Origin of the sequence: Helicobacter vulpis, assembly GCF_003660395.1 — a bacterium.
GTDB classification, from domain to species: Bacteria; Campylobacterota; Campylobacteria; order Campylobacterales; family Helicobacteraceae; genus Helicobacter; species Helicobacter vulpis.
Map to the genome: position 1 here is coordinate 1 of NZ_QXQT01000017.1, position 13192 is coordinate 13192.

Sequence of the window (13192 nt, forward strand, 5' to 3'; positions counted from 1 at the left end):
ACAAAAACCCCCGCCCCTAACACTCTCCCCACAGGCTTACAGAGCGCAACACCAGAGTTTTGCACACCGCATGGGCTAGAGCGCATCCCCTTCACACCCCCATAAATGCCTAACAATGTCGCCAAAGTGAAAAACCACGCATGCAAACTAAATTGGGGGATGCCGGTTAAAAAGCTTGCCAAGTTACAACCCATGCCAAGCCTAGCCCCAAAGCCGGCCAATATCCCGCCTAAAAGGGCTCTGCAGGCCTGTTTGCAGCTGCAAAATCCGCTAAATCTGATCTGCCCCGCCCATGCGGCCGCACAAAAAGCCCCTCCAAACATGCCTAAAAGCATTCTCCCATCAATGCGATCTAGAGGGGTGCCTTGCAAGCCAATAATGTGAAAATAGCCTAAGTGGTAGGGGTTAATCCCCATAGCCTTGAGCAGATGCCCACTCCAGCGGGTAAACTCCCCGGTTACCGCCCAATAAGTCCCTAGCAACCCAAAGTAATACGCCGCAACAACACTCAAGGCCATGATGGTAGGCCAAAACGCCCACGGGCGCACAAAGCACCGCCCTAAAAACCCCACTCCACTAGCTTTGCGCACTAGCTAGCGCTCGATCACCTCGTAGCCCAAGCCTTGCTTAGTCAGCTCTTCTAAAAAGGGGTCTGGATCGAGCTGTTCTAGATTGAACACGCCCTTAGAGTTCTCCCCCCCCCAAATGCCCTTACAAATCATCATCGCGCCCACTACAGCGGGTACTCCGGTGGTGTAGCTAATGGCTTGCGAACCCACTTCTGCATAACACTTTTGGTGATCGCACACATTGTAGATATAGAGTTTTTTCTCCTGCTTGTTCTTGCTCCCGTGAATATAGCATCCGATATTGGTCTTCCCTGTCGTTTTGCCCGCAAGGCTGGCTGGATCGGGCAGGAGCTGTTTTAGCACCTGAATGGGTACAACTTGGGCGCGCCCCCCTTGCGCGGTGGGTACCTCCACTGGCTCAATATGCAACATGCCCACATTGGCCAAGCAACGCATATGGTTTAGGTAATTTTCTGAGAAAGTCATGAAGAAACGAATGCGCTTCAAACCCTTGATGTGTTTGACTAGGGACTCTAGCTCTTCATGATAGAGCAAGTACGAATCGCGCTCCCCAATCCCGGGATACGCCCAAGTTTGCTTGATCTCTAAGGGCTTAGTCTCCACCCATGCCCCATTTTCATAATAACGCCCCGGAGCGCTCACTTCTCTTAAATTGATCTCGGGGTTGAAATTGGTCGCAAAGGGGTAGGAGTGGTTGCCCGCATTGCAATCCAAAATATCAATATTATAAATCTCATCAAAATGGTGCTTTTGGGCATAGGCGCAAAAGACATTGGTAACCCCGGGGTCAAAGCCACTTCCTAGCAAGCCAAAGATTTGGGCTTCTTTATAAGCCTTGTCAAAAGCCCATTGTTCCTTGTACTCAAACTTGGCGACATAGGGATGTTCGTAATTGGCGGTGTCTAGGTAATTGGTTTTGGTTTGCAAACAGGCTTGCATGATGGCCAAATCCTGATAGGGGAGGGCGACATTGATCACCACCTTGGGTTGGTATTTTTGAATCAAAGCCACCACTTCCTGTACGCTATCTGCATCCACTTGTTCGCAGATCACCTCACCTAGATTCTTGGTCTTAATGTTACTGGCAATCTGCTGGCACTTAGAGAGGGTGCGGCTAGCCAACACCACTTTATTAAAAATTTGGCGATTTTGACACAGCTTGTGGGCAACCACGCTACCAACTCCCCCAGCCCCAATCTGTAAGACACTGAACATCTCTTCCCTTTTGGATAACACGATCTAGATGTGCTATTATAGGATAAATATTTTACGCTTTAATTAAATGGAGGTCTGCGGTGAACACAATCTCTTTAGATGTTTATGGGACTTTGGTGTGCATGGTCGGGGTGCTGTTATTGGGGCGTTGGATCATCTCTAAGGTGAAATTCTTGCGCGATTATGACATCCCTGAGCCGGTGGTGGGGGGGGTGTTGGTGGCCTTGGTGATTCTCATCGCGCATAAATTCTACGATTTTAAATTGGTGCTAGACTCTTCTTTGAAAACCCCCCTCATGCTCACTTTCTTTATCACGATTGGTTTGAGCGCGGATTTTGCGTCCTTGAAAAGGGGGGGCAAAATGCTGGGCATTTTTGTGGCGGTGGTGGGGGTGTTTGTGGTGGTGCAAAATGCCGTGGGGGTGGGGATTGCTAGCCTGATTGGGGCCAATCCTCTAATGGGGCTCTTGGGGGGCTCGATCTCTTTGATTGGCGGGCATGGCACCAGCGCGGCATGGTCTGATGTCTTCATCAAAGCCCCCCATAATTTTGCTGAAAGCCTAGAGGTCTCCATCACCTGCGCGACCTTTGGCTTGGTGAGCGGGGGGCTCATTGGTGGGCCTGTGGCGCGCTATTTGATCAAAAAATACAAGCTAGAACCCAGCCAACAAGATAGAGAGCGCATGGAACAAGAACCCCCTAGCGCGTTTGAAACCCCCAAAAAGGAACGACTCATCACCGCGAGCAGTTTTATAGAAAGCTTGGCTTTAGTGAGTATCGCCCTCTTAGTGGGTACTTTGATTGCTAAAATGGCGCATGTCAAGGTAGGGGGGGTTACTTTGCCCACCTTTGTGTGGTGCTTGTTTGTGGGGGTAGTGTTGCGCAACCTCCTTTCTTATTTTAAAATCCATAGAGTTTTTGATCGCGAGGTGAGCGTGATTGGGAATGTGAGCCTGAATCTCTTCTTAGCCTATGCCTTGATGAGCATTGATCTAGTCAAACTCGCGCATTTAGCCTTGCCCATTATCATTATTTTGAGCGTACAGGTGGTGGTGATGATCCTCTATAGTATTTTTGTAACCTTTCGAGCCTGTGGCAAGAATTACGATGCGGCAGTGCTCAGTGCCGGGCATTGTGGTTTTGGTTTGGGCGCAACCCCTACTGCGATGGTGAACATGCAAACCATCACCACCCACTACGGGCATAGCCATGTCGCCTTCTTGGTCGTGCCCTTAGTGGGGGCGTTTTTTGTGGACATTATTAATGCCGTGGTGATCAAGGGCTTTTTAGCCCTGCCCCTGTTTCACTAAGGATTGGCGTTGTTTCATCTCTTAATGCGTGCCTGTGTACGCAAGGCTTGGGAGAGTCAGACTTTAGCCCTGCCCAACCCAAGCGTGGCGTGCATGGTGTTGGATCAAAACTACCAGCTTTTAAGCCTACAGACCCACACAAAAGCCCACACCCCCCATGCCGAAGTGCTAGCCCTAAGAGAAGCCTTTAACGCGCTCTGTGCTACCCCCTTTCCCAAAGAGATTGATCCCCTAGACAAAGAGGCCAATTACGCCTTTCTAGCCCAACACCATAGCCATCTTTTTAAAGATTGTACAATTCTTGTAACTTTAGAGCCCTGTAACCATTTTGGCAAAACCCCCCCTTGTGCCGCCCTGCTAAGTGCGCTCAAGCCCAAGCGCGTCATCATCGGCGCGCGCGAGCAACACCCTCAAGCGGTGGGGGGGCGCGCGCGCCTGCAAGAAGCCCGGATTGAAGTTAGCGTGTTGGATTTGCCCGAATGCTCTGATTTGCTCTACCCCTTTACGCGTTTGCACACTAGGGGCGTGTTCAATCTCTTTAAAATCGCCACAAGATTAGATGGCAATTATCAAGGCAAGATTTCTGGGGCAAAGAGTTTAGCCTTCAGTCATAACCAGCGCGGGGTTGCCAATACACTCATCATCTCCGGACAGAGCGCGCGCATCGATCGCCCCCTGCTTAACCACCGCTTTGCTGACCCGCTCTATCAAGACCGGCTTTGTGATGTGGCGATTTTGAGCAGAAATCCGGTGATCGATCGCACTCTGCCTCTCTTTGGCGTGCCCGGGCGCGCAGTCCAGCTGTATACCCGTGTGCAGGATTTACCCCTGCAATTAGGTTTTAACATCATAGAAGGGGGTTGGCATTTGTTAGAGAGTTTGCAAGATCATATAGATATGCTCTTAACCCACACGCACGCCTCCCTAGAGCCCCACCAGCCCATCCCCCACCACGCACATGCCTATTTCACCCCTCTACACGCCCAAATCTTAGATCAAGACCTGCTCACATGGCACTCTTGCGGCTCTACCAACCCCTAAAGGGGTATGCCTACAATAGTGATAGTTTGTTTTTGGCGCATTTTGCCCGCCCCTTTATTAAAAGGCATGCCCGGCTCTTAGATGTGGGCGCGGGGTGCGGGGTGGTGGGGCTTTTATGCGCTAGAGAATTTGCTAACCCCCTTGATTTGCTAGAAATTGACCCAGATTTGGCTTTTTTTGCACAACAAAACAGCGCGCACGCCCCTAATGTGGGCGTGATTTGTGCGGACTTTTTGCAAGCTAATTTGCCAACTCCCTATGATTGTATCCTCTCTAACCCACCCTACTACCCCCAAAATAGCCCAGCAAGCCCCAACCCCCAAATCGCGCGCGCCACCAACCAAAGCTTCTTACCCCTAGATGCCCTATGCGCCAAAGCCCATGCCCTTTTAAAACCTCAGGGTTATTTTATCCTCTGCTACCATGCCAGCTTGGGCGATGCCTTGCTTTATTGCCTACAAAACGCCAAACTCAATCCTGTGAGCCTGCGCTTTGTACACCCCTTTAAAGACAAAAAAGCCACTCTAATACTCTGCTGTGCGCGCAAAAGCTCTAAGAGTCTGCTAGAAATCCAGCCCCCCCTCATCACGCACAACTCTAAAGACCAACGCGATGTGAGCACAGAGGTCGCCACCATTTACGCCCAAGCGCGCACCTATAGCATTAAGGCACAAATTGGATAAAATCCCCTGCGCGCACTGCCAATTACTCTACTCCCCCCATGCCCTTAAAGCGGTGCAAACCCCTGAGCAAAATCTGTATTTTTGCTGTGCGGGCTGTGAGAGTGTGTATTTTTTACTGCACTCTTTGGAGTTAGAGAATTTTTATGAGAAGTTGGGCAATAAGACGCTAGAGCCCATCACCTCCCCTAAAGCGCCCCTCAAAACCCATTATGACACCCCCCAATTCTTGCAAGCCTTCAGCACACCCTTAGGGGGGGGTTGTTGGAGGTGGCTTTAATTTTAGAAAATATCCATTGTGCGGCGTGTATTTGGCTCATTGAGCATGTCCTTTTAAAGCAAGAGGGGGTAGAGAGTGTACAGGTCAATTACACCACGCACAGGGCATATGTCCATTTTGACCCCCAAGTCATCGCCCTCTCTAAGGTGTTGCACACCATCGAGCAGGTGGGCTACCATGCGCGCATTTTTGATCCCAAAGTGCATGAAAAAGACGCGAAAAAACAACATTACCGCCACTATGTCGCGCTGGTGGTAGGCATTTTCTCTACGATGAATGTGATGTGGATCGCCATTGCCAATTACGCGGGCTATTTCTCTGGGATGGATGCGAGCATGGGCTTTAAGCTCAATATCGCCTCATGGATACTCAGCAGTTTAACCCTCTTTATCACGGGCGCGGGGTTTTTAAAAGGGGCATTTTACGGGCTCAAAAATGGCTTTTTTGGCATGGATTTGAGCGTGAGTCTAGGCGCGCTCACCACCTATATTTACTCAATTTATGCCACCTTTCACGCCCAAGAACCTTATTTTGAATCGGTGAGCATGATCATCACCCTAGTGTTTATCTCTAAATTCTTAGAGCTCAAGGCAAAGCATAGGGCTAATGCTCTGCTAGATGGCTTGCAGGATAGTTTGAATGTGCAGGTACTGCTCTTGCGTGAGAAAGAGGGGGGGGAGATCGAGCGTTGCATGATGCCCCCCGATCAAATTCAAATAGGCGATCGTATTGAGGTGCTCAGTGGGGAGAGTGTGCTTTTAGATGGGGTGCTAGAGAGCGCGCATGCCCAAGTGAATACCCAAATTGTCAATGGGGAGATCGCCCCTTTGAGTCTGCATGCCAATGACCCCATTCTCTCTGGTTACACCAATGCGGGGGCGCGTTTTATCTACCGCGTGCACACCCCCTTTAAACAATCCTTTTTAAGCCAAATGGTGCAATTAGTACAAAAGAGTTTCACCCAAAAGCCCCAAATCCAGTTGCACGCGGACAAACTCGCCCACCGCTTCACCCAAGCCGTACTAGGGATCGCCTTAGTCAGTTTGCTAGGCTGGGGTTTTTTGGGGGGGGTGTGGGAGCGCGCGTTGGTGATTAGCGTGAGTGTGCTCATCATTGCCTGCCCCTGTGCCTTTGCCCTAGCTACGCCCATTGCCCTAGTGTTGGGGGTTAATCGTGCCTTCAAGCAGGGGGTTTTATGCAAACAAGCCGCGTGTTTAGAAACCCTCGCCAAAGTTACGCGCGTGTTTGTGGACAAAACCGGCACGCTCACCATGCCCAGCCTCCAAGTGCAAGATTATCAAGTCTATGCAGACTACAACCCCCATTGGCTCTTGAGCTTGATCACGCACAATTCCCACCCTATCTCTAAGGGGGTGGGTACATGGATACAAGAAAATCTCAACGCCCAAGCCAGTGTGCCCCTAGAATCCCTAGCCCAAGAAGAGGGAGGCTTAAGGGGAGTGATACAAGGACATGTCTTGTTAGGGGGGAGTGTAGATTATTTGCGCGCCCAAGGGGTGCAGATAGCACAGCCTGAAGGGAGTCATTTTGCCTATAGCGTGGATGGAGAGCTCAAAGCCCTTTTCATCTTGCATGCCCCCCTCAAACCCGACAGCCTAGAGAGTGTGCAAGCCTTGCAAAAAATGGGGCTTGAAGTAGAAATTTTAAGCGGGGATGCCAGTGCGCAAGCGCGCCACATCGCCCAAACTCTAGGCATCACCTGCCATGCCCCCTTAAGCCCTCATCAAAAATTAACCCATGTCCAAGACGCTTTGGCGCGCGGGGAGATGGTGGCGATGGTGGGCGATGGGGCGAATGACGCGCCCGCGCTCGCCCAAAGTCAGGTCTCTTTGTGTATGTATGAGGGGCATGACTTAAGTCTCTTGCATAGTGATGTGATCTTGCTAGACACTTCTTTTAAAAGCGTGTACAACGCCTTTAGTATTGCCAAACAAGCCCATAGCCGTGTACGCCAAAATTTGTGCATCAGCGCGCTTTATAACGCTTTGCTCATCCCCTGCGCGGTGTGCGGGCTGGTCAACCCCCCCCTAGCCGCTTTGAGCATGAGTTTGAGTTCTTTATTGGTGGTGGGGAATAGTTTTAGAAAGTGAATTCTTGAGGCTGTAGGGCCTGTTTTGCTACTTAATCCTGCAGGGCTAGGGTGCGCAAATAGCCATTTTCGCTCAACATGACATACAAACGCCCTAGTACTTCTTGTTTGTCTTCTAAATCCAACAACGCGCTCTCTTCGATCTTTTGCTTTAAGAGTCGTTCGATTTCTTTGGTGTCGTAATCCAAATCCTCTAGCGCGTCCAAGATGGTTTGGGCTTCCATGATATTTTCAATATGGTAGGGTTCTTGGCTATCTGTGTCATGGACATAGACACAGCATTCAGTGGGGTGAGTGAAGAGATTATGGCGCATGCCTAGTACTTCTTGATAAGCCCCCACTAGAAAAAAGCCTAGAAAATATTCCTCCTCGCGCACATTCACATCGTGCAAAAAGAGGGGTTTATTTTTATTGAAACTGATCTCCCCATCGCTATCGCAAGTGATGTCCCACAGGCTCGCGCTTCTAGTGGGCGCGCTCTCTAGTTTGTGCAAGGGCATCACTGGGAAACTCTGTCTTAAGCCCCAATAATCGGGCAAGCTCTGAAAAAAGGAGCAGTTGAGCAAGTAGCGTTCTTGTACCTGTTCTTGGATTTTAATGATGTCGTTGTGATCCTTATGGCTTAAAAATCCGATGGCTTTTTTGATGATGAGATGCCCTAGCACCTCCGCATTGCTGCGATCTTGCAGATCAATATAACCCAAATCAAAGAGGGTAAAAAGCGATTCCATATGTTCTAGGCTGTCATGCAAATACTCAATGGCGTTTTTGGCGTTGATATTGTGATAGAGATCCTCCATCTCGGCCACTAGGGGGGGGTTGTGCTCCTTGAGGTGTAAAATACTCTCGTCATAATCTTGAGAGAAGAGTTCAAGCACGGGAGCGACTAAGACGGCATGCGTGGCGCTGATAAAACGCCCCGACTCAATGAAAATATTGGGCTCTAATTCTTGCTTGTGCTTGACAATCTCTTTGAGCAAAAACACCACATCCCCAGCAAATTCTTCTAGGGTGTAATTGCACTCGCATTGCTGTTTGTGTTGGGCGTACTCAATGGCCAACCCCCCCCCAATGTTCACGCTGTCCAAATTAAACGCCCCCATCTTGCGCAATTCGGCATAAATATTGCCCGCTTCTTTGAGGGCTTTTTTAAGCGGGGTGATGTCGCTAATCTGGCTACCAATATGAAAGTGAATCATGCGCAACTGGGCTAATAGGGCGTGATCCTCTAAAAGGCGCATCGCTTCTAATAGCTCGGTGCTGGCTAGGCCAAATTTAGCATGTATCCCCGTGCTCTTAGCCCACATCCCCACCCCTGAGCTGTGCAAGCGCACCCGAATGCCAATTTTAGGGCAGAGTTTGCTACTGCTAATCCCGCGTGCGCGCGCCACTTCTAAAATAGTCTTAAGCTCGTTGAGTCCCTCAATGGTTAGAGTGATGTCTGCGCCCATGCTCGCAGCAATGAAGCCTAGCTCGATCATCTCTTTATCCTTAAAGCCATTGACCGTAATAGGCGCGCCCTCATGGACATAGCTCATCGCCAAGATGAGCTCTGCCTTACTCCCGGCCTCTAAGCCATAACGCCCCTTGAATTGCTTAGAAATCTCCACTAAGGGCAGTACAAAATGGGGCATGTGGTTGACCTTGAGGGGGAAGACCGCCCTGAAAGCCCCGCTATAGTGGTACTGGCCAATGGCCTGTGAAAACATGTTGAAAAGCTTTTCAACCTGCTTGCCAATCAGATGGGGGAAGCGCAAGAGCAAAGGCCCCTTAAAACCCTGCTCGCGCATGTCTAGGACAATCTCCATCAAGCTAGGTTTGCTGCCTGTGTTGATCTTAACCAAGCCCTCATCAATGCAAAAATCCTCTTTGCCCCAATAATCCAAACCATAAGTTTGCATGCACACCCCTAAAAGGACGCAGTATAGCAAAATGCCCACGCTTTACAGCTTTGAAGCCTAAAAATATTAGTTTAAGAGATACATTCCCCAAACTTCTTCCCAAAGAGAGCGCGTTTAAACCATGTGAGTACTTGATCAATGCCATGAATGCTAGACGCATTGGTTGCTAGTGCTTTAAGTTAATATTGGCTATAATGGCGCGCGCATGGGCGGTGGTTGCTTTGGGGATATCTCAAAGAGGAAAGTCCGAGCTACGTAAGACGGGATTCCATTTAACGGATGGCTAGCGTAAGCTAAGGGAAAGTGCCACAGAAATAAACCGCTCTTTTAGAGTAAGGGTGAAAAGGTGGGGTAAGAGCCCACCGCACCCCAAGCAATTGGGGCTGGCTAGGTAAACCCAATCCGTAGCAAGAAGTGCATGGTAAAAGTCTTAAGAAGGAGCACTTCGCATGAGGTGGGTTGTAAAGCCCATCCTAGATAAATAACCACCCACGACAGAACTCGGCTTATGCCCATGCCACTTAAAGAAGGATTGCATGCACCAAAGCGTTTTACTCCAAGAAGTGATTCATGCCTTCGCCCCTCTAGCTTCCCTCAAAAACCCTCTTTTGATTGATTGTACCTTAGGCTTGGGGGGGCATACTCTAGCTTTATTGCAAACCTACCCTCATTTACGCGTGATCGGCATTGATAGAGATGAGGAAGCGCTCGATCTAGCCCAACGATGCCTAGCAGACTACGCCCCGCGCTTCAGGGGCTATTATGGCGCTTATCAAGAAGTCATCGCAAAATTGATTCAAGAGGGAGTGTGGGCGGATTGTGATGGCGTGTTGGCAGATTTGGGGGTGAGTTCTTTGCAGCTAGATAGCGATGCGCGCGGCTTTGGTTTTAGTGCGCCCACTTTGGACATGCGCATGGACACTAATGCCTCCTTGAGCGCGTATAAGGTGATCAACCACTACAGCCCCTACGAATTAGAACGCGTGTTGGAGCGCGGAGAGGTGCGCGGGGCTAAAAAAATCGCCTCTCTCATCGTACAAAGACGACACCAACGCTTGTTTGAAGAAGCCAAAGACTTAGCCAGTTTTTTAAGCGCGCACACCAAACGCCACAAGCACCATCCGGCCACTTTAGTGTTTCAGGCAGTCCGCATGGAAGTCAATGACGAAATGGGCAATTTGCGCGCGCTTTTAGATCATACCAAAGAGTTAAAACACGCCTTGTTGGTCATCATTTCCTTCCATTCTTTAGAGGATAGACAAGTCAAACATGCCTTTAAAGAGTTTGCCCCAGATTATGGCTTAAATTTGAGCAAAAAGCCCATCACCCCCAGCGCGCTAGAATTGCAACAAAATCCTAGATCACGGAGTGCTAAAATGCGTATTTTTCATTTTCAAGGTTCCCCATGCCACAACAAGCTCTAGAACATGCAGAAGAACGGCGTTTGCGCGCGAGCGCGCAAGAGAGAAACGCGTTGTTTAGCGATCAAGTCCACGAACGGCAGGGTCTCCCCATTGCGTGGTTGCTCATGGTGATCGTGGGGTTGATCTTATCCCTAGTGCTCTTTGCCCCTAAAATTTACTTGACAAACAACATCTACTATACAAGCCGCGCGATTCAAAAGCTCAAAGGTCAAGAAAACCTACTTCAAGAAGAAAAACGCCAACTCCAACTAGAATTAGAAAAACAACGTTACAAATACACCATAGAGAACATGCCCTAATGCCCCCAAAGAGAGGGCATGGGTAGAAGGCCAAAATCAGCTAGGAATGCGCGTGGGCGTGGGGGTGGCTTGCATGAGGATGGGCTTGGTTTGCGTGGGGGTTTTTACCCATGTTATGGGGATTGCCCTGTGCGCCCACATAGGTAATTCGACCGTGTGCGTCAATGTCATAAGCTTGGCCAAAGCCCCTTACAAAACGCCCGCGCATAAATTCAAGCTTAATGAGATGGAAATCTTGCATGTGGCGGATGGTGTCTAGGCCCCTGCCCTTGCCATGCCTGGCTAGAAAATTGTCATACACTTTGTCAAACTCCGCGCCCCTCTCCATGAAGTGTACACGGGTTTTATAGCGTAGGCGTTTGCGCAAAATAGGGGATTTTGAGCTCACTTCATCCTCTAAGAACATGATTTCTACATTGTCTGGATGCGCTTTGAGACTGCTGAAATGCTCGGCAACCTCGCTCACATAAATGTAAAACTGGGTGTGATCGCCCTCTTGGCAGGAGAGCAACGCGCTGTAAGAACACACCACTTCATTTTGGGGGTTGAGGCTGGCCACGCACACACTGCTAAAGGCATTTCTAAAGGCCTCTAAATCGGCGCGGACATTTTCTAAATCTGTGGTTTGGGGCACGGACTTGCACAGCTCAATAATGGCATGTTTGATGTCCTCAAGCTTGGCCACTTTAGCAGGGTAGTCAATTTTTTGCACTTGTTCCTCTGCTTTGTCTTTGAGCCTGTAGGCAATTTCAATGAACTCTGTGGTGGCATTTTTCAAGCGCACATCTACCGCGTCTTTGATCTGGCCAAATTTGGCAAGCAAAGCCTTCATATCCTGCACATGATTTTGGTTCATGTGATCCAAGATGAATTTTAAATCCATACAAAACTCCCGTTTTTAAAATTTTAAGGCTTTGTACCCTAGCATAATAGAATTAACTCACGATTTACCTTAGGAGTCAAAATGGTCCATGTTGTGTTGAGCGGGGGGAGCGGCAAGAGGTTATGGCCTCTGAGTCGCAGCGCGTTCCCTAAACAATTTCTCAAACTCTATCAAGAAGAGAGTCTCTTTGGCTTGACTTTAAAACGCCTGCAGGATCCAAAGGCGCGTTTTTTAGTGGTGTGCAACCAAGCGCATTATTTCCACGCTTTAGAAGAAGTGAGTGGGGCGCATTTGGAGGCGCGCACGCAGTTTATACTAGAAACAGCCCCCAAGAACACCATGAACGCGTTAATACTAGCCAGCTTGGCTTGCGCCCCAGAAGAAATTCTTTGCATCAGTCCCACCGATCACCTCATGGACTCCCAAGCGTTCCAATGTGCCCTAGAGCAGGCCTTGCCCTTAGCCCAGCAAAATAAAATGGTCCTCTTTGGCATTGCCAGCCCCCCTAGCAGTGAATACGGCTTGATTGAGTGCGATCGATCCTTGCAGATTGTGGGTTTTGTAGAAAAACCCACCCTTGCACAAATCGCCCAATTACAGGCCAAGCCAGAGAGAGAGTTTTTCATCAATAGCGGCATGTTCGTCTTCAAGGCGCGCGCATTTTTGCAAGAATGCGCCTTGCATGTCCCTGCCATGCTCCAAGCCTGTCAAGAAGTGTACGCGCAGGCCAAACGCCTCCCCAATTTGCTCAAATGCGATGGCATGGAGGGGCTCACAGAGGGGAGTGTGGATGTGTGTTTGTGGCAGAAATCCCAAAACCTAGTCCTTGTGCCCTTTAAGGGCATGTGGCGCGATGTGGGGCATTTTTTGAGTCTCAAGCAGAGTTTGCGCGCAGATTCTAACAAGAATGTGTGCCATCAGGGTATGCTAGAGAGCCACCATGCAAGCCATAATTATGTCTTTAGCGCACAAAATAAATTGGTGTGCTTGCTGGGAGTACAAGAGTGCGTGGTGGTGGATAGCAAAGACGCCTTGCTCATCGCGCAATACAGCCATTTGGACGCTCTAAAAGATGTTGTGGGCAAATTGCAACAAGATCATCCCGAGTTGGTCAAAACCCACGCGTTAGAATACCGCCCATGGGGGAGTTTTGAAGTGCTCTTAGAACACCCCACTTTTAAGGTCAAATTATTAGAAATCACCCCCCATAAACGCTTGAGCTTGCAAAGACACCAACACCGCAGCGAGCACTGGGTGGTGGTGCAGGGGGTGGCCAGTGTGGTGTTAGAAGAGCGCAACCTAGAGGTACATGCCAATGAGAGCATCTTCATCAAACAGGGGCAGGTACATAGGCTAGGGAATGCCACAGAGATGCCCTTAAAAATCTTAGAAGTGCAATGCGGGGTGTGCGATGAAGGGGACATCGAACGCCTAGAAGACGATTACAAACGCCCTTAAA

Annotated in this window: 12 protein-coding genes and 1 other RNA gene; 9 read left to right on the plus strand and 4 right to left on the minus strand. The window is 49.5% G+C overall.

Annotated features, from left to right (window positions below; translation table 11 throughout):
- Both EAO38_RS06360 and EAO38_RS06365 read right to left on the minus strand, forming a co-directional pair.
- Window positions 1–590, minus strand: a 590-nt coding sequence (locus EAO38_RS06360; RefSeq protein WP_235852546.1) for a YeeE/YedE thiosulfate transporter family protein, incomplete at its 3' end; no start/stop codon positions are given.
- A gap of 3 nt (window positions 591–593) precedes the next feature.
- Window positions 594–1805 (minus strand): saccharopine dehydrogenase family protein, encoded by a 1212-nt coding sequence (locus tag EAO38_RS06365; RefSeq protein WP_121022202.1) that lies wholly within the window; start codon window positions 1803–1805, stop codon window positions 594–596.
- Between the two features lie 80 nt (window positions 1806–1885).
- Between EAO38_RS06365 and gltS the strand changes: the two genes are divergently transcribed.
- Genes gltS through EAO38_RS06385 form a run of 5 tightly spaced genes read left to right on the plus strand, consistent with a single transcriptional unit; the run spans window position 1886 to window position 7227 of the window.
- Complete coding sequence (gltS, locus tag EAO38_RS06370) at window positions 1886–3115, plus strand: sodium/glutamate symporter (RefSeq protein ID WP_121022204.1); 1230 nt, start codon at window positions 1886–1888, stop codon at window positions 3113–3115.
- A 3-nt stretch (window positions 3116–3118) separates the two neighbouring features.
- Window positions 3119–4156 (plus strand): dihydrofolate reductase family protein, encoded by a 1038-nt coding sequence (locus EAO38_RS06375; protein ID WP_407927428.1) that lies wholly within the window; start codon window positions 3119–3121, stop codon window positions 4154–4156.
- Window positions 4126–4839 carry a tRNA1(Val) (adenine(37)-N6)-methyltransferase gene (locus EAO38_RS06380; protein WP_205588363.1) on the plus strand — a complete coding sequence of 238 codons (714 nt, stop codon included), beginning with the start codon at window positions 4126–4128 and terminating at the stop codon, window positions 4837–4839. The genes EAO38_RS06375 and EAO38_RS06380 overlap by 31 nt, the downstream gene beginning before the upstream one ends.
- Entirely contained in the window at window positions 4832–5116 is a 285-nt protein-coding gene (locus EAO38_RS09220) for a heavy metal translocating P-type ATPase metal-binding domain-containing protein (protein WP_235852547.1), read from the plus strand. Before EAO38_RS06380 ends, EAO38_RS09220 begins: the two co-directional genes overlap by 8 nt.
- On the plus strand, window positions 5107–7227 hold the full coding sequence (locus tag EAO38_RS06385; protein ID WP_235852548.1) for a heavy metal translocating P-type ATPase: 2121 nt from the start codon (window positions 5107–5109) through the stop codon (window positions 7225–7227). Before EAO38_RS09220 ends, EAO38_RS06385 begins: the two co-directional genes overlap by 10 nt.
- A 31-nt stretch (window positions 7228–7258) precedes the next feature.
- On the opposite strand, the gene speA is transcribed toward EAO38_RS06385, so the two are convergent.
- The gene (gene speA / locus EAO38_RS06390) at window positions 7259–9127 is read right to left on the minus strand and encodes an arginine decarboxylase (protein ID WP_121022206.1); all 1869 of its coding nucleotides are present in this window, start codon (window positions 9125–9127) and stop codon (window positions 7259–7261) included.
- Between the two features lie 201 nt (window positions 9128–9328).
- Here speA and rnpB point away from each other — a divergent pair.
- From rnpB to EAO38_RS06405, 3 genes are all read left to right on the plus strand, one after another.
- An RNA gene (gene rnpB, locus EAO38_RS06395) (RNase P RNA component class A) lies at window positions 9329–9651 on the plus strand.
- Between the two features lie 12 nt (window positions 9652–9663).
- On the plus strand, window positions 9664–10551 hold the full coding sequence (gene rsmH, locus EAO38_RS06400; protein ID WP_121022208.1) for a 16S rRNA (cytosine(1402)-N(4))-methyltransferase RsmH: 888 nt from the start codon (window positions 9664–9666) through the stop codon (window positions 10549–10551).
- Window positions 10533–10850: a hypothetical protein gene (locus EAO38_RS06405; RefSeq protein WP_121022210.1), complete on the plus strand. Its 318-nt coding sequence runs from the start codon at window positions 10533–10535 to the stop codon at window positions 10848–10850. The genes rsmH and EAO38_RS06405 overlap by 19 nt, the downstream gene beginning before the upstream one ends.
- Before the next feature lie 40 nt (window positions 10851–10890).
- Here the strand turns inward: EAO38_RS06405 and EAO38_RS06410 are convergent, their stop codons facing one another.
- Window positions 10891–11733 (minus strand): HugZ family heme oxygenase, encoded by an 843-nt coding sequence (locus tag EAO38_RS06410; RefSeq protein ID WP_121022212.1) that lies wholly within the window; start codon window positions 11731–11733, stop codon window positions 10891–10893.
- Between the two features lie 81 nt (window positions 11734–11814).
- On the opposite strand from EAO38_RS06410, the gene EAO38_RS06415 reads away from it, so the two are divergent.
- Window positions 11815–13191 (plus strand): sugar phosphate nucleotidyltransferase, encoded by a 1377-nt coding sequence (locus EAO38_RS06415; RefSeq protein ID WP_121022214.1) that lies wholly within the window; start codon window positions 11815–11817, stop codon window positions 13189–13191.
- The last annotated feature ends 1 nt before the right edge of the window (window position 13192 follow it).